At 66.9% G+C, this 20,788-nt stretch carries 17 protein-coding genes and 1 other RNA gene; 13 read left to right on the top strand and 5 right to left on the bottom strand.

All coding sequences use genetic code 11. From position 1 onward, the window contains the following. Positions 1-27: 27 nt before the first annotated feature. The 3 genes from ADBZ6K_RS08050 to hisN form a co-directional block, all read right to left on the bottom strand. The gene (locus tag ADBZ6K_RS08050; RefSeq protein ID WP_526345353.1) at positions 28-1,236 is read right to left on the bottom strand and encodes an acyl-CoA dehydrogenase family protein; all 1,209 of its coding nucleotides are present in this window, start codon (positions 1,234-1,236) and stop codon (positions 28-30) included. Between the two features lie 29 nt (positions 1,237-1,265). Beyond that, entirely contained in the window at positions 1,266-2,654 is a 1,389-nt protein-coding gene (locus ADBZ6K_RS08045) for an acyl-CoA dehydrogenase family protein (RefSeq protein WP_526345352.1), read from the bottom strand. A 134-nt stretch (positions 2,655-2,788) separates the two neighbouring features. After that, positions 2,789-3,571 carry a histidinol-phosphatase gene (gene hisN / locus ADBZ6K_RS08040; RefSeq protein ID WP_526345351.1) on the bottom strand — a complete coding sequence of 261 codons (783 nt, stop codon included), beginning with the start codon at positions 3,569-3,571 and terminating at the stop codon, positions 2,789-2,791. Between the two features lie 23 nt (positions 3,572-3,594). Here hisN and ADBZ6K_RS08035 point away from each other — a divergent pair, with 23 nt between their 5' ends. After that, positions 3,595-3,951, top strand: a complete 357-nt coding sequence (locus ADBZ6K_RS08035; protein WP_526345350.1) for a hypothetical protein — start codon at positions 3,595-3,597, stop codon at positions 3,949-3,951. A 77-nt stretch (positions 3,952-4,028) separates the two neighbouring features. Here the strand turns inward: ADBZ6K_RS08035 and ADBZ6K_RS08030 are convergent, their stop codons facing one another. Beyond that, a complete protein-coding gene (locus ADBZ6K_RS08030; protein ID WP_526345349.1) occupies positions 4,029-5,435 on the bottom strand; it encodes an FAD-dependent oxidoreductase in 1,407 nt (468 codons plus the stop codon). Between the two features lie 144 nt (positions 5,436-5,579). Between ADBZ6K_RS08030 and prfB the strand changes: the two genes are divergently transcribed. The 10 genes from prfB (at position 5,580) to ADBZ6K_RS07980 (ending at position 17,765) form a co-directional block, all read left to right on the top strand. Beyond that, positions 5,580-6,683, top strand: coding sequence for a peptide chain release factor 2 (gene prfB / locus ADBZ6K_RS08025; RefSeq protein ID WP_526345348.1), 1,104 nt, complete (start codon positions 5,580-5,582; stop codon positions 6,681-6,683). Continuing rightward, positions 6,673-7,644, top strand: a complete 972-nt coding sequence (locus ADBZ6K_RS08020; RefSeq protein WP_526345347.1) for a mechanosensitive ion channel family protein — start codon at positions 6,673-6,675, stop codon at positions 7,642-7,644. The genes prfB and ADBZ6K_RS08020 overlap by 11 nt, the downstream gene beginning before the upstream one ends. Positions 7,645-7,706: 62 nt before the next feature. After that, positions 7,707-8,141 (top strand): Rv3103c family proline-rich protein, encoded by a 435-nt coding sequence (locus ADBZ6K_RS08015; protein ID WP_526345837.1) that lies wholly within the window; start codon positions 7,707-7,709, stop codon positions 8,139-8,141. A gap of 45 nt (positions 8,142-8,186) precedes the next feature. After that, a complete protein-coding gene (ftsE, locus tag ADBZ6K_RS08010) occupies positions 8,187-8,876 on the top strand; it encodes a cell division ATP-binding protein FtsE (protein WP_526345835.1) in 690 nt (229 codons plus the stop codon). Continuing rightward, positions 8,877-9,770 (top strand): permease-like cell division protein FtsX, encoded by an 894-nt coding sequence (gene ftsX, locus ADBZ6K_RS08005; protein WP_526345346.1) that lies wholly within the window; start codon positions 8,877-8,879, stop codon positions 9,768-9,770. 2 nt (positions 9,771-9,772) lie between these two features. After that, on the top strand, positions 9,773-10,267 hold the full coding sequence (gene smpB, locus ADBZ6K_RS08000; RefSeq protein ID WP_526345345.1) for an SsrA-binding protein SmpB: 495 nt from the start codon (positions 9,773-9,775) through the stop codon (positions 10,265-10,267). Beyond that, on the top strand, positions 10,264-11,109 hold the full coding sequence (locus tag ADBZ6K_RS07995; RefSeq protein WP_526345833.1) for an EamA family transporter: 846 nt from the start codon (positions 10,264-10,266) through the stop codon (positions 11,107-11,109). The genes smpB and ADBZ6K_RS07995 overlap by 4 nt, the downstream gene beginning before the upstream one ends. 1,045 nt (positions 11,110-12,154) lie before the next feature. Beyond that, positions 12,155-13,534, top strand: a complete 1,380-nt coding sequence (locus tag ADBZ6K_RS07990) for a glycosyltransferase (RefSeq protein WP_526345344.1) — start codon at positions 12,155-12,157, stop codon at positions 13,532-13,534. Then, complete coding sequence (locus tag ADBZ6K_RS07985; RefSeq protein ID WP_526345343.1) at positions 13,531-16,599, top strand: ArnT family glycosyltransferase; 3,069 nt, start codon at positions 13,531-13,533, stop codon at positions 16,597-16,599. The genes ADBZ6K_RS07990 and ADBZ6K_RS07985 overlap by 4 nt, the downstream gene beginning before the upstream one ends. Further along, positions 16,596-17,765 carry a glycosyl hydrolase family 8 gene (locus tag ADBZ6K_RS07980; RefSeq protein WP_526345342.1) on the top strand — a complete coding sequence of 390 codons (1,170 nt, stop codon included), beginning with the start codon at positions 16,596-16,598 and terminating at the stop codon, positions 17,763-17,765. The genes ADBZ6K_RS07985 and ADBZ6K_RS07980 overlap by 4 nt, the downstream gene beginning before the upstream one ends. A 99-nt stretch (positions 17,766-17,864) precedes the next feature. On the opposite strand, the gene ADBZ6K_RS07975 is transcribed toward ADBZ6K_RS07980, so the two are convergent. Continuing rightward, complete coding sequence (locus ADBZ6K_RS07975; RefSeq protein WP_526345341.1) at positions 17,865-19,196, bottom strand: DUF7159 family protein; 1,332 nt, start codon at positions 19,194-19,196, stop codon at positions 17,865-17,867. Between the two features lie 327 nt (positions 19,197-19,523). Here ADBZ6K_RS07975 and ssrA point away from each other — a divergent pair. Both ssrA and ADBZ6K_RS07965 read left to right on the top strand, forming a co-directional pair. Continuing rightward, positions 19,524-19,892: a transfer-messenger RNA gene (gene ssrA / locus ADBZ6K_RS07970) on the top strand. 90 nt (positions 19,893-19,982) lie between these two features. Beyond that, positions 19,983-20,642, top strand: a complete 660-nt coding sequence (locus ADBZ6K_RS07965) for a hypothetical protein (RefSeq protein WP_526345340.1) — start codon at positions 19,983-19,985, stop codon at positions 20,640-20,642. The last annotated feature ends 146 nt before the right edge of the window (positions 20,643-20,788 follow it).

The following is a 20,788-nucleotide window of genomic DNA, read 5'->3' as shown; positions in this document are numbered from 1 at the left end:
TGTGGGGAGGTCACGGGGAGGGCCGCACTACTTCAACTGCGCCGACGACAGACCCAATAGCCGGCGGGCGATCACCAGCTGCTGGATCTGCTGGGTGCCTTCGAAGATGTCGAGAATCTTGCTGTCGCGGGCCCACTTCTCCAGCAGCGTCTCCTCGGAGTAGCCTGCAGTGCCTGCCAATTCGACGGCCTTGAGGGTGACGTCGCTGGCTACCCTGGCCGCCTTCGCCTTACCCATCGAGGCTTCCTTGGAGTTGGGAATATTGTTGTCGGCCTGCCATGCCGAGCGGACCGTGAGCAGGTAGCCCGCCTCCCAGTCGGCTTCCATCCGCAGGAATTCGGCCGCCGCGGCGCTCTGCACATGGGCGGGTCTGTCGTAGGAGATCTCGACACCGGCCTCGGTGAGGATGGTGCGTAGCTCCTCCAGCGCGGCGCGGGCCACACCGACGGCCATCGCCGCCACGATGGGCCTGGTGTTGTCGAAGGTCTCCATGACGCCGGCAAATCCCTTGTCCACGTGGATCTGCGGGTCGCCGAGGAGGTTGTCCTTCGGTATCCGGACATTGTCGAACCGGATGACGGCGGTATCGGAGGCCTTGATGCCCAGCTTGTGTTCGAGGCGTTCCACGGCCACGCCGGGGTGTTCACGCGGCACGATGAACGACTTGATGGCTGCGCGACCCAACGTCTTGTCCAGCGTCGCCCACACGACGATGTGGCTGGCGCGGGACCCTGCGGTGACGAAGATCTTCTCGCCGTTGATGACGTACTCATCGCCGTCGAGCGCCGCGGTGGTGGACACCGCCGCCGAGTCGGACCCGAAGCTGGGTTCGGTGATCGCCATTGCCGCCCACACTTTGCCGAGCCGGGCCAGCTGTTCGTCGGTGGCGACACCGGAGATGGCGGCGTTGCCCAGGCCCTGGTAGGGCACCGACAACAGCAGTGCGACGTCGCCCCAGCTGATCTCGATCGCATTGAGCAGCGCGGACATATTGGCGCCGTTGTGATTTTCGTCCTTACCCTCGCCGTCGCGGAAAGCCTCGGCGCCGGCGAACGAGATGGTCTTGGCCTCCGAGATCCCCTCGAACAGGCTGGCCAGGGTGTCCAGCTCGACAGGATAGGCATGCTCGGCGAGGTCGTACTTGCGTGAGATCGGGCGCAGCATCTCGGCGGCGCCCTGATGGCCCTTTTCGATGACCGCCCGCAGCTTGCGCGGCATTTCCAGGTTGATAGCCATGACGGGAACCCTTCGCTCTGGATGACGGCCTAGATGACCACAACGCCCTCGGCGACGCCGATCGCGCGCAGGTCGCGATACCAGCGTTCGACGGGATGTTCCTTGGTGTAGCCGTGGCCGCCGAGCAGCTGCACACCGTCGAGGCCGATCTGCATGCCCTTGTCGGTGCCCAGTCGTTTGGCCAGCGCCGCCTCGCGGGCGAACGGCAGGCCCCTCTCGGCGCGGGCGGCCCCGCGCCAGGTGATCAGCCGCAGGCCGTCGAGCTCGATGGCGATGTTGGCGCACATGAAGGCCACCGCCTGCCGGTGGGCGATCGGCTCCCCGAAAGCCTGCCGCTCCTTGACATAGGGCACCACGTGGTCGAGCACCGCGTGGGCGGTGCCGACTGCCAGCGCGGCCCAGCCCAGCCGGGACAGCGCGATCGCCTCGGAGTAGTCCCGATCGGTCGCGTCGTCCTCGCCGAGCCGCGCGCTGACCGGCACGGTGACCTTGTCGAGTTCGATCCGGCCCAGGCCTGCCGCGCGGATTCCCATGCTGGGGTCGGCTGTCACGGTCAGACCGCTGGTAGCCGACTCGACGACGAACAACGCCGGCTTGCCGTTCAGTTGCGCGGCGATGACGAACAGCTCGGCGTCGGCGGCGGCGGGAACCAGGGACTTCACGCCGTCCAGCCGGTAGCCGCTCGGTGTGCGCACGGCGGTGGTCTTGAGCATCGTGGGGTCGAAAAGGGCGTGTGGTTCGACGATGGCGACGCACGCCTGGGGCACGGAGTCGCCGGCGAACTCGGCCAGGTAGGTGGCCTGCTGGTCGGCGCTGCCCCAGTGGGTCAGGGCGGAGGCGACCCCGCCGGGCGCCAGGATCGGCAGCGCCAGGCCCATGTCGCCATACGCCAGCGCCTCGGCGACCAGCGCGTTGGTCACGGTGGACCGGTGTGCGGCGATCCCGTCGAAATCCTCGGGGACGTTGATGGCGGTGATACCCAGTTCCGCCGCCTTGGCGATGAGGTCGGGTGGGTAGGCAGCCGCGTCGTCGGCATCGCGGGCGGCCGGGCGCAGAATCTCGGCCGCGAACTCGCCCACGGTCGCAACGATCAGCTTCTGATCCTCGTCGGCAGTGAGGTCGAAATAGTCGGCCCCGCTCGTCTTCAGGCGGGTCGGCGGCTTGCCGAGTCCCTGGATCCGCTTGAACTGGCGGGTGGATGCGCCAGCGGCGGAGAAGACCTGCTTGACGCCGTATTTGAGCGTCCGGTTGAGCGGATCGCGCAGGTGGTAGCGGTCGAGGAATTCCTGGCCGACGATCGGCGTGATCAGCGCCAGCCCGATGTCGGTCGCCGTGCGTTTATGCCTTTGCAGACCCACCCCGGTCTCCCGGCCCGCGCGCGGCTCGTCGGCTTTCTTCGACGGCAGCGTATTGGTCATGTCGGCAGCCTCACTTCGTTGGTTGACATGCGCCTACAAACTGACTCCAGAGTAAGGTACTGGAACTGACTCATGAGTAAGTTCCGCTGATTGTTGTGCATGTCACAGTTGCGGGTGGTGTGGCGCCGCGGCAGCTACGACAGCGAGAGCCTCGCCAACACCGCGTCGTGCAGCAGCCCGTTGGTGGCAAGCGCGCTGCCTCCATGTGGTCCAACCGCTCCGTCGATGCTGGTGAACGTGCCGCCCGCCTCACGGACGATCAGGTCCAGCGGGGCGATGTCCCACACCTTCACCTCGGGTTCGACGGCGATGTCCACCGCGCCCTCGGCGACCATGCAGTACGACCAGAAGTCGCCATAGGCTCGGACCCGCCAGACGTCGTCGGTCAGGGCCACGAACTGTTCGCGGCGGTCGTCCCAACCGGTGGTGAAATCAGAGAAGGACAGGCTCGCAGACTCAAGCTCCGATACGCCCGACACCGAAATCCGCCGGGTCCTTCCAGCGAATGAGCTGAACGCGCCGGTGCCTTGCCCGGCCCACCATCGCCGCCCGAGCGCGGGCGCGCTCACGACCCCGACCACCGGCACGCCGTCATCGAGCAGCGCGATCAGCGTGCACCACACTGGGACCCCGCGGACGAAGTTCTTGGTGCCGTCGATCGGATCGATCACCCATTGGCGACCACTGAAAGTCTTTGTGCCGCCGAACTCCTCGCCGAACACCAGGTCGTCGGGAAATTCCCGGCTGACCATCTCGCGTAGTTCGCGCTCGACGGACTCGTCGGCGTCGGTGACCGGGGTCAGGTCGGGCTTCGTCTCGATCCGCAGATCGAGCGCGCCGAAACGGTCCATCGTCATGGTGTCGGCGGTTCCCGCCAACCCGAGGGCGAACGCTACGTCGTTGTCGACTGGACTCATGGCTGCAGTCCTACCATGGCGGTGTGGGCGAATTGGTGCTGCTGCTGGTGTTGATCGGTGCGCTCGCTCTGTTCGCGGCGCCGTGGATCAGGCGCAGGCGGGGAGCCGGCAGTGACTGGGCCCAGGGCACGCTGCTCGTCACCGGCGTAAGCCCGCGTCCCGACGTACCGGGGGAACAGTTCGTCACGATCACCGGCGTGATCAACGGTCCGACCGTCAACGAGCACGTGGTTTATCAGCGGATGGTCGTCGACGCGGACCAATGGCCCAGCATGGGTGCCCTGTTCCCGGTGATGTACTCGTCGAAGAACCCGGACAACTGGGCCTTCGCTCCGTCGGGCCCGCCACCTGGGCAGCCGGCACCGCCGACCGGTGCCTAGGTCTCGCCGAAAGTACGGAAGTTGTACGCGTTGTCCGAGTGAGTCCGCAAACAACCGTACATTCGGCGAGGACCTGTCTAGCCGTGCCCGATGCGCAGAAGGTCCGCGACGGTGGTCAGTTTGACCCGTGGCCGCCCGTTGGCCTCCCCGGCGGCGCGTTCATGCGCGTCGATCAGCTTCCAGTGCACTGCCGTGACGAGCGCCGGCTGACGTCCGCGCAACCACTCCTCGAGCCGGTCCGCGTGGTCGGGGCCGAACTCCGTGAGCCGTGCGCCGGCCAGGTCATGCAGCAGCGTGTCGACGGTGTCGGCAGAGTCCTTCTTGTTGCTGCCGATGACACCCGAGGGTCCGCGCTTGATCCAGCCCACGACGTATTCGTTGCGGCTGCCCTCGACCCGGCCGTCGGTGTGCGGGATGGTCGCCGTCTTCTCGTCGAACGGGAGCCCGGGGGCGGGCACACCCCGGTACCCGACCGCCCTGATGACCAGCTGCGCGGCGATCTCCTCGCGGGCGCCGGTGTCCTTCGCGACGATCCGCCCGTTCGCGTCGCTGACCAGCTCATTGCGGCCCAGCACGATCGACTCGACCCGGTCGGAACCTGTGATCGCGATCGGGGAGGTGCGGAACCGGAACACGATCCGCCGCGCGGCGCCCCGGGGACCGCGTTCGGCGTATCCACGCAGCACCTTGACGTTCTGCTTGACCGTCTTGCCTGCGGCCTCGAGCTCCTCATCGGAGATGTCGGCGAAGTCGGCGGGGTCGACGATCACATCGACATCCGCCATCGCCTGCAGATCGCCCAGCTCACGCAATTCCAGGGTGGTGAACGTGGCTTGCAGCGGACCGCGTCTGCCGATGACGATCACCTCCTCGACACCCTTCGGGTGCAGCGCCGTCAGTGCGTGATCGGCGATGTCGGTGATCCCGAGCAACGTCGGGTCGGACACGAGGATGCGGGCGACGTCGAGCGCGACGTTGCCGTTGCCGATGACGACGGCGCGCTGACCCGACAGATCCGGCGCCATCTCGGTGAAGTGCGGATGTGCGTTGTACCAGCCGACGAAATCGACGGCGGCGACACTTCCGGGCAGGTCCTCGCCCGGGATGCCCAGCGGCCGGTCGGCCTGCGCGCCGACCGCATAGATCACCGCGTCGTAGCGTTCGGCGAGTTCGCCGGGCTGCACGTGCTCACCGACGCTGACATTGCCGAAGAACCGGAACCGCGGATCGTTGGCAACCTTTTCGAACTGGGCACTGATGGATTTGATCTTGGGATGGTCGGGGGCCACCCCGGAGCGGACCAGACCCCATGGTGTCGGCAGCATTTCGTATACGTCGATGTGTACGTCCCGTGCGGCCTGGGTGACGTCGCCGGAGGCAGCGGCCTGCGTGGCGTCGGCGGATTTTAGCAGCGCGGCCGCGGCAAAGAATCCCGACGGACCGGAACCGACAATCGCCACGTGGTATGGGCGCATAACGGGCATATGGCGTGCCTTCTGTCGCTGCCCGCACGCGCGCATGGGCTGTCGCGACGTGCCCGGGCGGGTTACAGACCGATGCTAGACAAGCACCCGGCCATTCGCCGCCAGGTAGGGACACCGCGCCGCGGGTGAGTAACCTTGACATCCGTGGATCCCGACCTCCAAGCCGACATCGCCGCCCTCGACGCCACTCTCACCACAGTGGAGCGGGTGCTCGATGTCGACGGGCTCCGCAGTCGCATCGAGAAGCTCGAACACGAGGCCTCCGACCCGAACCTGTGGAACGACCAGGCCAACGCCCAGAAGGTCACCAGCGAGCTGTCCCACGCGCAGGGGGAGCTACGCCGGGTCGAGGCTCTGCGCAGCCGACTCGACGATCTGCCCGTGCTCTATGAGCTGGCCGCCGAGGAAGGGGGCGACGAGCTCGCGGAGGCCGACGCCGAGCTCAAGACGCTGCGCGAAGACATCGAGGCGATGGAAGTGCGCACCCTGCTGTCGGGCGAGTACGACGAACGCGAGGCCGTCGTCACCATCCGCTCGGGCGCCGGTGGCGTCGACGCCGCGGACTGGGCCGAGATGCTGATGAGGATGTACATCCGCTGGGCCGAGCAGCACAAATACCCGGTCGAGCTGTTCGACACCTCCTACGCCGAAGAGGCGGGCATCAAGAGCGCGACCTTCGCGGTGCACGCGCCGTTCGCCTACGGCACGCTGTCGGTGGAGCAGGGCACCCACAGGTTGGTGCGGATCAGCCCGTTCGACAACCAGAGCCGGCGCCAGACGTCGTTCGCCGACGTCGAGGTGCTGCCGGTGGTGGAAACCACGGACCACATCGACATCCCCGAAGGCGACATCCGTGTCGACGTCTACCGCTCCAGCGGTCCCGGCGGGCAGTCGGTCAACACGACCGACTCCGCGGTGCGCCTCACCCACATCCCCACCGGGATCGTCGTCACCTGCCAGAACGAGAAGTCGCAGCTGCAGAACAAGATCTCGGCGATGCGGGTGCTGCAGGCCAAGTTGCTGGAACGTAAGCGATTGGAGGAGCGCGCCGAGCTCGATGCCCTCAAGGGCGACGGCGGGAGTTCCTGGGGCAACCAGATGCGCTCCTATGTGCTGCACCCATACCAGATGGTGAAGGATCTGCGGACCGACCACGAGGTCGGGAATCCGACCGCGGTTCTGGATGGAGACATCGACGGATTCCTCGAGGCCGGCATCCGGTGGCGCAATAGACGTGATGACGACTAGCGCCTACCTGGCTTTCCCGCTTGCCGACCGGTGGTTCAGCTTCTGGCAGGGCAACATGGGCGAGTGGATCCTCACCCGCGGCGTCCGGATCGCGCTGCTGCTCGTCGGCGCGCTGCTCGCGGCCCGGTTCATCAGCTGGGCGGCGCAGCGGGTGGTGCGGCGTATCGACGCCGAGTTCGACGAGAGCACTGAGCTGGTGCGCCCGGAGAGTGCCAAACACCGCCAGGCCGTGGCCTCGGTGGCCTCGTGGGTTCTGATCGCGATCTTGTTCGTCGTGGTGGGCGTCGAGATCACCGACATCCTGTCGATTCCGGTCGGGTCGCTGGTCGCGCCGGCGGCGGTGGTGGGTGCGGCGCTCGGTTTCGGCGCCCAGCGCATCGTGCAGGATCTGCTGAGCGGGTTTTTCATCATCACCGAGAAGCAGTACGGGTTCGGCGATCTGGTTCAGCTGACCCTGGGATCAGCCAATGACGCGATGGGCACCGTGGAGGATGTCACTCTGAGGGTCACCAAATTGCGCACGGCCGAGGGCGAGATGTACACCATCCCCAACGGCCAGATCATGAAGTCGCTCAACCTGTCCAAGGACTGGGCCCGCGCCGTCATCGACATCCCGGTGCCCGCGACCGCCGACCTCAACAAGGTCAACGACGTCCTGCACGACGTGGCCGACCGGGCCACCGACGACACCCTGCTCAGCAGGCTGCTGCTGGACGCACCCCAACTCATGGGTGTCGAGAGCATCGAGCTGGACACCGTCAACCTGCGCATGGTGGCCCGCACATTGCCGGGTAAGCAGTTCGAGGTGGGCCGCCGGCTGCGGGTGCTCGTCGTGCGGGCGCTCGCCCGCGCCGGGATCGTCACCAGCGCCGACCCCAAACCGATGGTCGGCTCCATAGTGCATCCGGCGACCTCCACCGGCGCCGAGCAGGGGCAGGGTCCAGCGGGTCCGAGATCGTGAAGCTGAAACCGAACGACGGAGACACCCAGCGTGGGTGGCCCGGTCACATCCTGTGGGGGCGGATGCGGACGTCGACCGCGGCGCTCATCATCGCGTTCATCGCGCTCGTGTGGGTGTACGAAAACTTCACGCCGCAGTCGTCGCCGGAGCCGGTCGCGCCTCAGATCGTGCCGCCCGGCTTCGTCCCCGACCCGGATTACACGTGGGTCCCTCGCACTCAGGTCGCGCCACGAACCACCACGACGACTACGACTACCACGACGACGACCACGCCGACGACGCCGACGGAGACCCCCACGCAGACCGAGGTGCCGAACCCGTTCTGGCCCTTCCCGCCGGCCACGACGACGTCGCCCACGTCACCCGGCATGGTGGATCCGGACGGTCCGGGACCGTTGTCGCCGCGGCCGGCGACCACGACTCCGACCAGCCCCGCCAACTCGACACCCACCACCGCGACGGCACCGACGGTGCCCGGGATCTTCCAGCAGCGTTAGCGTGCGCTGGGCCGACTGCCCGCCCCGCTAGACTGGCGTGCCGTGATGATCACCCTTGACCACGTGACCAAGCAGTACAAGTCCTCGGCCCGTCCGGCCCTGGACGACGTCTCGGTCAAGATTGACAAGGGTGAGTTCGTCTTCCTTATCGGGCCGTCGGGGTCTGGCAAATCCACCTTCATGCGCCTGCTGCTGGCCGAGGACAACCCCACCCAGGGTGACATCCGCGTGTCGAAGTTCCATGTCAACAAGCTGTCGGGGCGGCATATCCCGAGCCTGCGCCAGGTGATGGGCTGTGTTTTCCAGGACTTCAGGCTGCTGCAGCAGAAAACGGTCTTCGAGAATGTGGCATTCGCGCTCGAGGTCATCGGCAAGCGGGCCGACGTGATCAACCGCGTCGTACCCGATGTCCTGGAGATGGTGGGGTTGTCGGGGAAGGCGAGCCGCCTGCCCGCCGAGCTGTCGGGAGGTGAACAGCAGCGGGTCGCGATAGCGCGCGCGTTCGTCAACCGGCCGCTGGTGCTGCTGGCCGACGAGCCCACGGGCAACCTCGACCCCGAAACCAGCAAGGACATCATGGACCTGCTCGAGCGCATCAACCGCACCGGGACGACGGTGCTGATGGCCACCCACGACCACCACATCGTCGACTCGATGCGCCAGCGGGTCGTCGAACTCGAACTCGGCCGGCTGATTCGCGATGAGCAGCGCGGCGTATACGGAATGGATCGCTAAGTGCGCTTCGGTTTTCTCGTCAACGAGGTCCTGACGGGGCTTCGCCGCAACGTGACCATGACGGTCGCGATGATCCTCACCACCGCGATCTCGATCGGCTTGTTCGGCGGCGGTCTGCTCGTGGTGCGTCTTGCCGACAACTCGCGGGCAATCTATCTGGACCGGGTCGAGAGCCAGGTCTTCCTCACCAACGAGATTTCGGCCAACGACCCGACCTGCGATGCCGACCCCTGCAAGGCGCTGCGGACCCAGATCGAGAACCGCGACGACGTGCGGTCGGTGCGATTCCTCAACCGCGAAGACGCATACGGCGATGCCATCCGCAAGTTCCCGCAGTACAAGGACGTGGCAGGCAAGGACGCGTTCCCGGCGTCGTTCATCGTCAAACTCGAGAACCCAGAAGAGCACAAGGACTTCGACGAGGCGATGATCGGCCAGGCCGGCGTGCAGGGCGTGCTCAACCAGAAGGATCTGATCGACCGGCTCTTCGCGGTCCTCGACGGTTTGAGTAACGCGGCCTTCGCGGTCGCGCTGGTGCAGGCGATCGGTGCCGTGCTCCTGATAGCCAACATGGTCCAAGTCGCCGCATATACCCGGCGCACCGAGATCGGGATCATGCGACTGGTCGGCGCGAGTCGCTGGTACACGCAGCTGCCGTTCCTTCTGGAGGCGATGCTGGCTGCGCTGATCGGTGTGATCATCGCGATCGCCGGGCTGATCGTGGTGCGGGCGGCGTTCCTGGAGAACGCGCTCAACCAGTTCTACGAAGCCAATCTGATCGCGAGGATCGACTACGCCGACATTCTCTACATCTCACCGATCCTGCTGTTCCTCGGCGTGGCGATGGCCGGCGCCACCGCGTACGTGACGCTGCGCCTGTACGTGCGCAGGTAGCCATGGCCAAGAAACCCAGCCCGGGTGGATCCGGCAAGACCCAGGTCATCGCGACCAACCGTAAAGCGCGGCACAACTACGCGATCATCGACACCTACGAGGCCGGGATCGCGTTGATGGGCACCGAGGTGAAGAGCCTCCGCGAGGGGCGCGCGTCGCTGGCCGACGCGTTCGCGACGGTCGACGACGGCGAGGTGTGGCTGCGCAACGTGCACATACCGGAGTACGACCACGGTTCGTGGACCAACCACGCGCCGCGGCGCAACCGCAAACTGCTGCTGCACCGGCGGCAGATCGACTCGCTGGTCGGCAAGATCCGGGACGGCAACCTGACGCTGGTTCCGCTGTCGATGTACTTCACCGAAGGCAAGGTGAAGGTGGAGTTGGCTCTGGCTCGCGGCAAGCAGGCCCACGACAAGCGGCAGGATATGGCGCGCCGCGACGCCCAGCGTGAGGTCACGCGCGAGCTGGGCCGCCGCGCCAAGGGCATGAGCTGATCGGGATAGCCCTGGCGCTGGCCGCCGCGGTGGGCTACGGCATCAGCGATTTCGTCGGAGGTATCGCATCGCGCCGCGTCGCGGCGCTGCGGGTGGTGCTGGTGTCCTACCCGATCGCGCTGGTGCTTCTTGCGGTGGCCGCGACGGTGGTGGGCGGGCATATCAGCGATCGTGCGGTGATCCTCGGCGCGCTGTGCGGTGTCGCGCAGGCGTTCGGCATCTGGTGGTTCTACGCGGCGCTGGGCTCCGGCCCCATCTCGGTGGTCTCCCCGCTGACCGCTGTTCTTGTCGCGGGCATCCCGGTCGCCGCGGGGCTGGCCTTGGGGGAGCGGCCGGGCCTCGTTGCGGGGATCGGCGTAGTCCTGGCGCTGATCGCGGTCGCACTGGTGTCCCGGGAGGCGACCGACGAGGATGTGCGGCCGCACCGGTTCACCGCGAAGGTGGCGCTGTTGACCGTTGGTTCCGGGGTGGCGTTCGGGCTGAACTTCGTGCTGATCCACCAGCTGCCGCACGACGCCAAACTGTGGCCGCTGGTGATCTCCCGGATCTGTGCGGGGCTGTTGGTGATCCTCATCGCCGCGCTGAGCGGCAACCTGCGAATTCCGAGAGGGACGCCGCTGAAGCTGGCGGTGCTGGCCGCGGTGCTCGATGCCTGCGCAAACGTCGCGACACTGCTGGCCCTGCAGGCCTCGATGTTGTCGCTGGCGGGTGTGCTGATGTCGCTTTATCCGGCTGCGACGGTGCTGTTGGCGATCGTCGTGCTGCGCGAACGGGTCACGCGGTGGCAGGCCGTCGGCATGGCGATGGCCCTGGCGGCGGTCGCGATGATCGCCGCGGGCTGATCCGCCCGCGACGTGGGGCCCGCAGCGGTACCGTCGCCATTCGGCTCGACGGATTGCTTTTCACGCAACTCGCCGGCGGGTGGGCGATCCCGGCTCGTCATGTCGAGGATGCGCAGTTCGAGGGGGACCACGGCGTTGGCCGCCCGCGCCGTCGAACACCTCACCTACGTGATCTGAGCGGCCCCGGGTACCCGTCAAACCTGGGGACTTGCGTAGCGGTTGCAAATAGGATGGCGACGTGCGACCAAGCGCCGCCGGCGCGGGCGGGCGCGGCGGTGAGCTGGTTCGCCGCGCAGGACCAGTCGAGAACGCTGGGCAATTCGATGTGGCCAGCGGAAGTGTCAGGCGGCCGTCACGCCACATCGATTCGCCGCTGCGGGATGCCGGGGCCGCGCGCGGCCGCGACGGTGTCGTGGTAGGCCGCGCAGGGCCGGTTGACAATACGGTGCGGCTGGATCTCGGTGTCGACGGCACTGCGCGACTAGATCCGGACGTCGACCGCACCTCCCGCCTGCAACTGGATGTTGGTGAGACGGCGAGGCTGGGTCTGGGAGCGATGGCCGGTCGGCCGTTGGCTCACGTGCGGCGGCCGGGACCGTGGACCGATGTTTCACTTCGCGACGCGCTGCGGGCCGGCGGGTCGAGTGGCCGAGTGGTTGGCCGCGCAGGACCGGTTCGTATCACTGCGCGACGAGACGCTGACAGGACTTCGCGGCTGCATCTCGCTGGGGCGTCGGTCGGGGTGCTGCGGCAGTCGCGGCCGCAGGATACCTCGCGGCGCGAAACAGCGATGGGCAGCCGCGCTAATCCTTCGCAGCGCCGGGTCAAACGTACTGCGGTGGCGTTCGGCGCCGTTCTGCTCTTCGTCGCTTTAGTGGTCTTCAGTGGACGGCTCTTCGGGGGCGACACGCACACGCAGACGACGTCGGTCCCGTCAACGAGCCAGGGGTCCTCTGCCGAGCGCGAATCCGGAGCGGTTCCACCCAATCGCCGGGGTGCGCCTCCCGACGGTTCATCCGGTGGCGCGCTGCCACCGGCCCAAGGCGTGCAAGCGATTTCGGGCGATACCGGTCAGCAGGGACAGCAAGGACAGCAGGGACAGCAAGGACAGCCAAAGCCGCAGGAGCACGCCGAGAATCGGCCGCCGTCGGGGTGGCGGCTCCTGCTCAACATCGGGCTGGTGGTCCTGTCGCTGGGCCTGTTCACGGTCTCCGGCACCACCCTGTGGTGGATGCTGCACGCGTGGCGCAGTCCGGACACGTTGGCAGCGACGGGTTTTCGGCGTCGGGCAGCGCGTACATGTCGGTCGTTCTCACTGCTTTTGCCGGCTCGCCACGAACAGGATGTGCTCGCCGACACGATCGACGCGCTGGCTCGGCTGGACCACCCCGATTACGAGGTGATCGTGATCATCGGTCATGACGACCCGGAGACCGAATTCGTCGCGCGTCAGGCGGCCGCGCGGCACCGCCGGATCGTCACAGTGGTCATGGACCACAACATGCCGAAGAACAAGCCGAAGGCGCTCAACACCGCGCTGCCCAGATGTCGCGGCGACATCGTCGGAGTGTTCGACGCCGAGGACGAGGTGCATCCCGGGCTGCTGCGTCTGGTCGAAGCGCGCTTCGAAGAATCTGGCGCCGATGTCGTTCAAGCGGGCGTGCAGTTGATGAACGTCCACACAAGTTGGTGGTCGCTGCGCAACTGCCTCGAATATTACTTCTGGTTCCGTTCCCGCCTCCATTTCCACGCGGAGAAACGGTTCATACCACTCGGTGGCAACACGGTGTTCACCCGGACCGAGCTGCTGCGGGCGGTGAACGGATGGGATCCCAACTGTCTGGCTGAGGACTGCGAGTTGGGTGTCCGCTTGTCCAGCCGGGGAGCGGTCGTGGCCGTCGCCTACGACCCGCAGGTGGTGACCCGCGAGGAAACGCCCGGATCGATCCGTGCCCTCGTGAAGCAGCGCACCCGCTGGGATCAGGGTTTTCTGCAGGTGCTCCGCAAGGGTGAATGGCGAAAGCTGGCCAGCCGCAGACAACGCTGGTTGGCTCGCTACACCTTGGCCATGCCCTTCCTGCAGGCCGCAACGGGCGTGTTACTGCCGCTGTCGCTGGCGTCGATGCTGCTGTTGAAGGTTCCGGTGTCGACGGCGTTGCTGACGTTCCTGCCGCTGGCGCCGACGCTTGTCACGATGGCGGTCGAGTCTGCCGCCCTTGGTGAGTTCGGACGGGAATTCGGCATCCGCATCCGTTTCCGTGACCAGGCGCGACTGGTGCTCGGCCTCTTTCCGTACCAGGTGTTGCTTGCGGCCGCCGCGGTGCGGTCGGTGTGGCGTGAGAGCCGCGGTGACGGCGGCTGGGAGAAGACCACCCATGCCAACGTTCACCGCACCACCAAACCCAAGCGGCCGATCCCGGCATGACTACGCGCCTCGACCCGGAGTTTGTCCGCACCGCGCCGCTGGACCGCAGTGCAGTCAACACCGCGCCGCTGGACCGCAGTGCAGTCAACACCGCGCCGCTGGATCCGGCTCGCGGGGGCGTTCGGCCTTGGGTCGTGACGCGGCGGCCGGGACGGCAGATCGATGTTTCACTGGGCGACGCGCTTCGGGCGTGGGGGCGCGGCCCTGCGGTGGTCGATCGTGCACGTCCGGTTGACGCCACTGTGCGCCTCGATCCGGGTGTCGGGCTTGTCGAGCCTTTCCTCGTGCCGCTGCGGCCCGGACGGCGCAACGCTGCTTCATTGCTTGAACTGCCGCGGGCGGGCGGGCGCAGCAATGAGGTGCCTTATCGCGCGCGACCAGCCGGCAACGGTCGGTTGTCCCGTCTGAATCCGTCGATCCCGATACTCGGTTTGCTGTTGATCCTCACGGCGACAATGCGGTTGATCAACCTCATGGGGTCGCCGGCTCGGCTTGACGACGAGGGCACCTACGTGGCCCAGGCCTACGCCGTCACCCAGTTCGGCGAACTCGCCCACTACACCTACTGGTACGACCATCCGCCGGCCGGATGGCTGCAGCTGGCACTGTGGATCGCGATCTCAGGACCTGATTTCGGCGGCAACGCGATCGCGGCGGGTAGATACCTGATGGTCATCGTCGCCGTCATCACCGCCGCACTGCTTTGGGGCCTTGCGCGCCGAATTCAGATGTCGCGGTGGGCAAGCGCGGCCGCAGTCGCCATCTTCGCGCTGTCTCCGCTGTCAATCTCGTTGAGCCGCACAGTGTATCTGGATAATCTCGCGGTCGCCTGGATGCTGGGCGCGCTTGTGCTTCTGTGCTCTCCCCGGTGTCGGCTGTCGGCAATGTTCGGCGCTGCCGCATGTTTCGGCATAGGCGTGTTGACCAAAGAGACCATGCTGCTGCTGCTGCCGATGTTCGCATGGCTGGTCTGGACGAGGACCGCACCGGCGACCCGGCGCTATGCACTCGCCGTCTTCGTCGCGGTGTTCGGCGTTGTGGTGGGCACCTATGTCTTGATGGCCGTGCTGCGTGGCGAACTGTTCCCCGGGCCAGGCCACGTCAGTCTGTGGGACGGCATCGGCTTTCAGTTGTGGGAGCGCATGCCCGGCGGCGCGCTCGACGATCCCGATTCGCTCAACCGCCGCACCGTTGACGCATGGATACGACTCGATCCGGCCCTGCCGTTCCTGGCCGCCCCGATCGCCCTGGCCGCACTGTTGGTCAAGCGGCTCAGGCCGTTCGCGGTCGGTTTGGTGATACTCATCGTGACGGTGTTCCGTCCCGGATACCTCCCGGCGCCGTTCATCCTGTCGGCGCTTCCGCTGATGGCGCTTCTGTCCGCGGGCGTCGGCGAGGTGGTGCTGCGCCATCTGTTCGGCACTGAACAGCGGCGATGGACAGGTTTGCGGAGCTTGCGTCTTCCGGTGCTGGCTGCGGGGGCGCTGATCGTGTCCATCGCCGTGTCGCTCTGGGTGCCCACCTATCACCGCGTGATCCAGGCCGACGATGACGCGTCGATGCGGCAAGCACTTGCGTGGATCCAGCAGAACGTACCAAAGACCGATCGTCTGATCGTCGACGATGCGCTGTGGGTGGACCTGATCCGGGACGGCCGCGACCGGCGCAATGTCGTGTGGGCCTACAAGGTGGACACCGACGAGCAGGTGCAGGGCTGGGCGCCCAACGGCTGGACCGATTACGAGTGGGTCGTGTTGACGGCATCGATACGTGACAGCATGCCCCGGACTGGGGTATTCGCTGACGTGGTCGGGCACTCGCAACCGGCGGCGACATTCGGCTCGGGCCCTGCGCGAGTCGACGTGCTCCGTGTCGACAACGGCGCACCGACCTCGAAGCCTCCGTCGCCGGCGGCGCCCGCATACGGAGGGCAACTGGCGGCCCGGCTTGTCGGTTCCACCGATCCGGAAGTGCTCGCGATTCTGCAGTCGCCGACCGTGGATCAACGTGCTGTGGCGTCGCTGGCGGTCATCGCCGCGACGCAACCCGTTCGGGTCGAAGACATTTCGACGATCGAAGGAGAGGACAACGTCGGAATGCCCCGACGCGTCCTCACTCTGGGAGGGCCGCGCCACCTGCTACAAGGCCTCGCGGCATTCTTCGAACGTCAGGTGGGTCCGTTCGCTGTCTCGTCGGTAGATCTGACCGCCAACGGTCTGAAGGTTCGATTTCCGTTGCGTACCAGGGATATCGGTCTCGGCACAGGTCGGGGGCCGCTGCAGGGCGAACCGGCGGCGCTGCGAGTGGCGGACCTGCGCCGCGGCCAACCGGCCGAAGAACTCACCCTGATCCGCATCGACGGCGCCGCGGTCGGTTCGCTTGACATGAGCGATGACGCGACTTCGTCGAACTACCGGTCGGTGCCCGCCGGGACCTACGTGGTGACGACAAACACCATCGGCGGCACCCCGATTATCCGGCAGGTGCTCACGCTCCAGCCAGGGGTGAACTACACCCTCGCACTGTTCTCAGCGGCGCAGTCCGGCGAGGTCGCGGCGCAACTCGCGCCGGACGCGCCGCCCGGCGGGCCCGACCCCACGGTACGGGTGTTGGACGCAGCCAGTGCGGTGGGATCCATCTACCTCGCGCTCGTCGGACCCGGCATGGTCGAGCCGATGGTGCTGTCGAACCAGGCCGGATACGGGCTGATCACCGGGTATGCCCCGGTGCCCGCGGGGCGGTACGAAGCGGTGATGTCGGCAAACGGCCGGGAATGGCGCCAACCTGTCGAATTTTCCGGTGGCGAGCCGACGAGCCTCCTGCTCACCGACGGCCCCGACGGACCCGTGTTGCGGACGCTGCGCGATGTTCCCGATGCCCCCGCCGCGCTGAATCCTCCGACGTTGACGATGCCGGTACGCGGTGGCGAGGTGGACGCACACAAGGCGAAGCCGCCTGCTGCGGACCTCTCGGGCGGACGGCGCATCAGTCTTGCATTGTGCGTCGCCACCATCGTGGGTGCAGCGATCGTGCTCGTCCGGGCGCGTACGAGGGAGCGCGGTTGAAGAGGAAACACACTGCCGCGCCGGCAGTTGCCCTCGTGCTCGTGTTGATGGTCGGTGCGGGCTGGTGGATCGCGAGTTCCGTCGATCCGCGGCGGGCTGCCGCGGACAGCGCCCGCTTGCGGGAGGACACGGCGCGGATCACGGGGCAGGGGTTCCTCGATGAGTACGTCGAAGCCGACGGGCGGGTCGTGCGACGTGACGAGGGCGGTGACGTCATAAGCGAAGGGCAGGCGTACGGGATGCTCATCGCCGTTGCGGTCGGTGACGAGGCTCGGTTCCGGTCGATATGGCGATGGACCCAGACCCATCTGCTCCGGGCCGACGGCGTGCTGGCCTGGCGATGGGCCGACAACAAGGTCACCGACGACAACAGCGCCGCCGACGCCGATCTCGATGCCGCGCGGTCGTTGGTGTTGGCCGGCCGACGGTTCAATGCGCCGGAGTTCACCAGGGATGGCAGACGGTTGGCTGTGGCGATCCTCGAGAACGAGACCGTCGCAGTCGGTACCGGGGTGGCCCCTCCTGGCGATGTGAATCCGCCGGGCTTGTGGGTGGCCGGATCGGGGCGCCTGCTCGTCGGTGGCAACTGGGCCGCGACGCCGCCATACGTTGTCAACCCGGGTTACTTCAGTCCGCGCGCCGAATGGGAGCTCTTCGAATCGTCGGGAGACCGACGGTGGGCGGACATCACCCGCACCCAGCGGGTACTGGGCTGGCAGCTCATGGGCAGCGGGATGCTGCCGCCCGACTGGGCCACCGTCAGCGAAGTCGGCCACGCGGTGCCCTCTGAACCCGTCACGGGCGGAGTGCCCGTACGCTTCGGTCTCGACGCTGCACGGCTTCCCATCCGGTTCGCGGAGTCCTGCGATAAACAGGACCGGGCTCTCGCGGGTGTCATGCGCCCCGTCCTCACCGCGTCGGGGGACGTTCCGGCGTTGCGCAATCTGGATGGATCGGCGGCCAGCGATTGGCAGCATCCTGTCGCCCTGGTCGCCGCCGCGGCCACCGAAAAGGGCGGCGGCGATACCGATGGCGCCGTCGAGCGCCTCGACGCGGCGGCGCAACTGGAGCAGCGGCTACCGAGTTATTACGGGGCCGCCTGGGTGGCGCTGGGCCGCATCATGCTGACCACATCCCTGCTCGGTCAATGCCCGGCCGCCGCCTGAGCCGGCGCCGACGATTCAGCGAGACACAGCCGGGCACATCGGTGACTCAGCTGACGCATCGTTGTGGACGAATTCGACTGATGCGCCCAGCATTTCAACCTAATCGCCGCCGTGGCCCCGGGGACCACCACGACCGCCGTGGCCCGGCGGAATCTTCGGGAACGGGTTCCACCGCGGTCCCTGCACGGGTGGGAGCCACGGCGCCAGCCACGGGGGGACCGGAACCGGTTGTATCAGCGGGGGAGGAGGCGCGGCGGGCGGCGGGGGAGCTGGTGGCGGCGGCGCCGCGGGGGCGGGCGCAGCTTCGCGCACAATCACTACCTGCGAAGGCGGCGGAGCGGGCGGAATCATTCGCTGTGCGGTGACAGCGGCGGCGGACGGCGGCGCCGCCGGGGCGGGTTGGGCGACCGGCGGCGGCGCGACGGGGTGCGCACTCGGCAGCGCCGATGGCGCCAGTGCGTTCGTCGGCGTCGTGACTTGACGGGGGATCTGATCGACGGTTGATTCCATGTTGACCGCCAACGTGACGGTCAAGGTGATGAGTCCCGCCGCGAAGACGGCGGCCAACGTGCTGCCCACCAGCAGGAACGGCTTGCGGTCCTGCTGTGTGTCGTCGCTGCGTGAACCGATGTCCCCGGTGGTGGCGGTGTCGCCGCGGTCAAGAATGTCGGTGGCCCCACCGGTTACGGCCATCGAGTGGGCCACCGTTTCGCCCGAATATTGCGAGTAGGCCAGGCCGATGGTGGACGTGTCGAAGCGCGGTGCATTCGCCGAGGCCAGCGCGGCACCGCGGGCCAACGCCAGCTGGGGCTCTTCCGGGGCGATGACCGGGATGGACACCAGATCCTGCAGGTGTGCCTTGACGGCGGTGACCTCTGCACCGGAACCGACGATGAACATGCCCTGGGCCAGCGATTGTTCGGCCTCCAGGCTGATGACCGCCTCGGCGAGCACAGCGATCGCGTCCGGGCTGCGCAGGTCGTGGCTGACGATCTTCACGACCGAGCCGTCGGCGGTCTCGACGATCGCCAGTGTCGCGGTGTCACGCTCGACCAGCATCAGCGCGATCTTGCCGAAGCTCATAGCCCGGCCGATCGCCTGGGCGAGGGCCGCCGCGGCGTGTAATTCCGAAACCAACAGCACATCGTCGATGCCGCGGTTCTCCAACTCCGCCCGCAGCGCGGCCGCTTCGGCATGGTTACTCCACGTCACCCCGATCGACATCAGGCGGTGGCCCGCCACGAGCGCGCCCTCCTGGGTACCCAGGATCGCACCGATGACCTGATCGGATGCGCTCGAGGTTGCCGCCCCGTCAAGGGCTGTCACGTCGAAGACATCCTGCTCGATGAGGACGCCATCGGCCTTCGTGCCCTCAACCAGCGTCATGCGGACCGTGGTGGGTGTCATGGACACGCCGAGAACGATCTCCACCGTCCCTCCAAGCCATTTGCTGCGTAGCTTCGTCCAGTGGTTGGGCACGCGTCCCCGCGCAAGCCGCCAACACATCTCCGCGACTCGATCACCGACCGTCGCGGTGAGCAGCATCGGCGTGGACCCGCGCTTGCCCTTCGAGGAACGCTACTCGCTCCGTGCAACTCTGGCCCGTGTTGAAGTGAGTTTGTCGAGGAACTCCGACAGCCGGAACGAACGAATGGTCGGGACGGTCGAGCGGACCGAAATTCACCTCGTCGGCCTGTTGCGTGTTCGCGTACCATGAAGGGTCCTGCCGGTGATCGGCGGAATTGCGCAACAAGACAGGGGGCTGAACGGTTTCGACTTCGCGCATCGAATCAAGGGAAGCGTGCCGGTGCAGGCAAATGACCACCGTAAGCGTCGTTGCAACCAATTAAGCGCCGATTCCAATCAGCGCGACTACGCCCTCGCTGCCTAAGCGACGGCTGGTCTGTCAGACCGGGAGAGCCCTCGGCCCGGACCCTGGCATCAGCTAGAGGGATCCACCGGTGAGTTCGGTCGCGGGACTCGCCGGAAAACCAAACAGCGACTGGGATCGCCATCCTGACTTGTTCGCGTGATCAGGAGATCCGAGTAGAGGCATAGCGAACTGCGCACGGAGAAGCCTCGAGGACATGCCGTAGGACCCGGGTTCAATTCCCGGCAGCTCCACCCGTAGCAGGAAAAGGCCCCCAGGAGTGGGGGCCTTTTCCTGTGTCGGAGAGTTGTCACCTGTTCTTGTTCAAGCTTTGACACCCTGTGCGGGTGGACCTGATGTGGGGTGTCGTCGCGCTGACCGTCGCGACGTTGACGGTGCTGCTGGCTGTGCGCCGGTTCGTCATCGTGGGAAGCCAGTTGGTGTTCTCCCGCTATGTTGCCGTCGGAGGGTTGGTGGCGTTTTCCACGCACCGCGACGACTCCATCGACCCCCACGATCGGATCGACCCCCACGGCGGTGGTGTCTACCACGTGCGGTTCGAGGTGGGCGGTTCTGGGGTCTTTCACAACGTGACGGTGCAACTGTTCGGTGTGCCGGAAACGGGACAGGGTGCCGAGCTGGAACGGCCCGCTTTGCGGCACACCATGGCCGCCGGTGACAGTCCGATCGAGTGGACCTTCCGGCTTCCTGGCGAAGCGGCAGAGCGGGCATGGGTAATGGTGACGTGGGTCCGGCCGTATCTGCAGGGCGTCGAGTCCGAGGCGCTCGCGCAATGGTTGCTGACCGGTCGCCTCTACGAATGGCGGTGGTACTCCGAGACGACCCGTTACGTGCGGACCGTGATTCGGTTCGTTGCCCGACGATGGTCGGTGCCGGCCGGCGAGTCGATGCGCGAATTGCCGCTGTACGGGCGGTGGCGGCGCACCTCGTCGAACACCAGCGCCGATCTGTTGGGCCCGGCCGCCAGCCCGCCGCCGATGGCCTAAGCCTAAGCCGTCCTCCACCGCGAGGACGGTTGGTGCGGGCAACGGCTGTTGGATCGAGCACTACGCGAACGGGTCCGCGACCATCCCAACGGCCAGCCGCAGTTCCACCCGCGCACTCTTCATCCAGTCGGCCCGATACGGTCTGC

The sequence above is a fragment of the Mycobacterium sp. genome (assembly GCF_044223235.1).
In the GTDB taxonomy this organism is placed as follows: domain Bacteria; phylum Actinomycetota; class Actinomycetes; order Mycobacteriales; family Mycobacteriaceae; genus Mycobacterium.
Note: the sequence above shows the minus strand (reverse complement) of the source record. Positions and strands in the feature narration are given on the sequence as shown.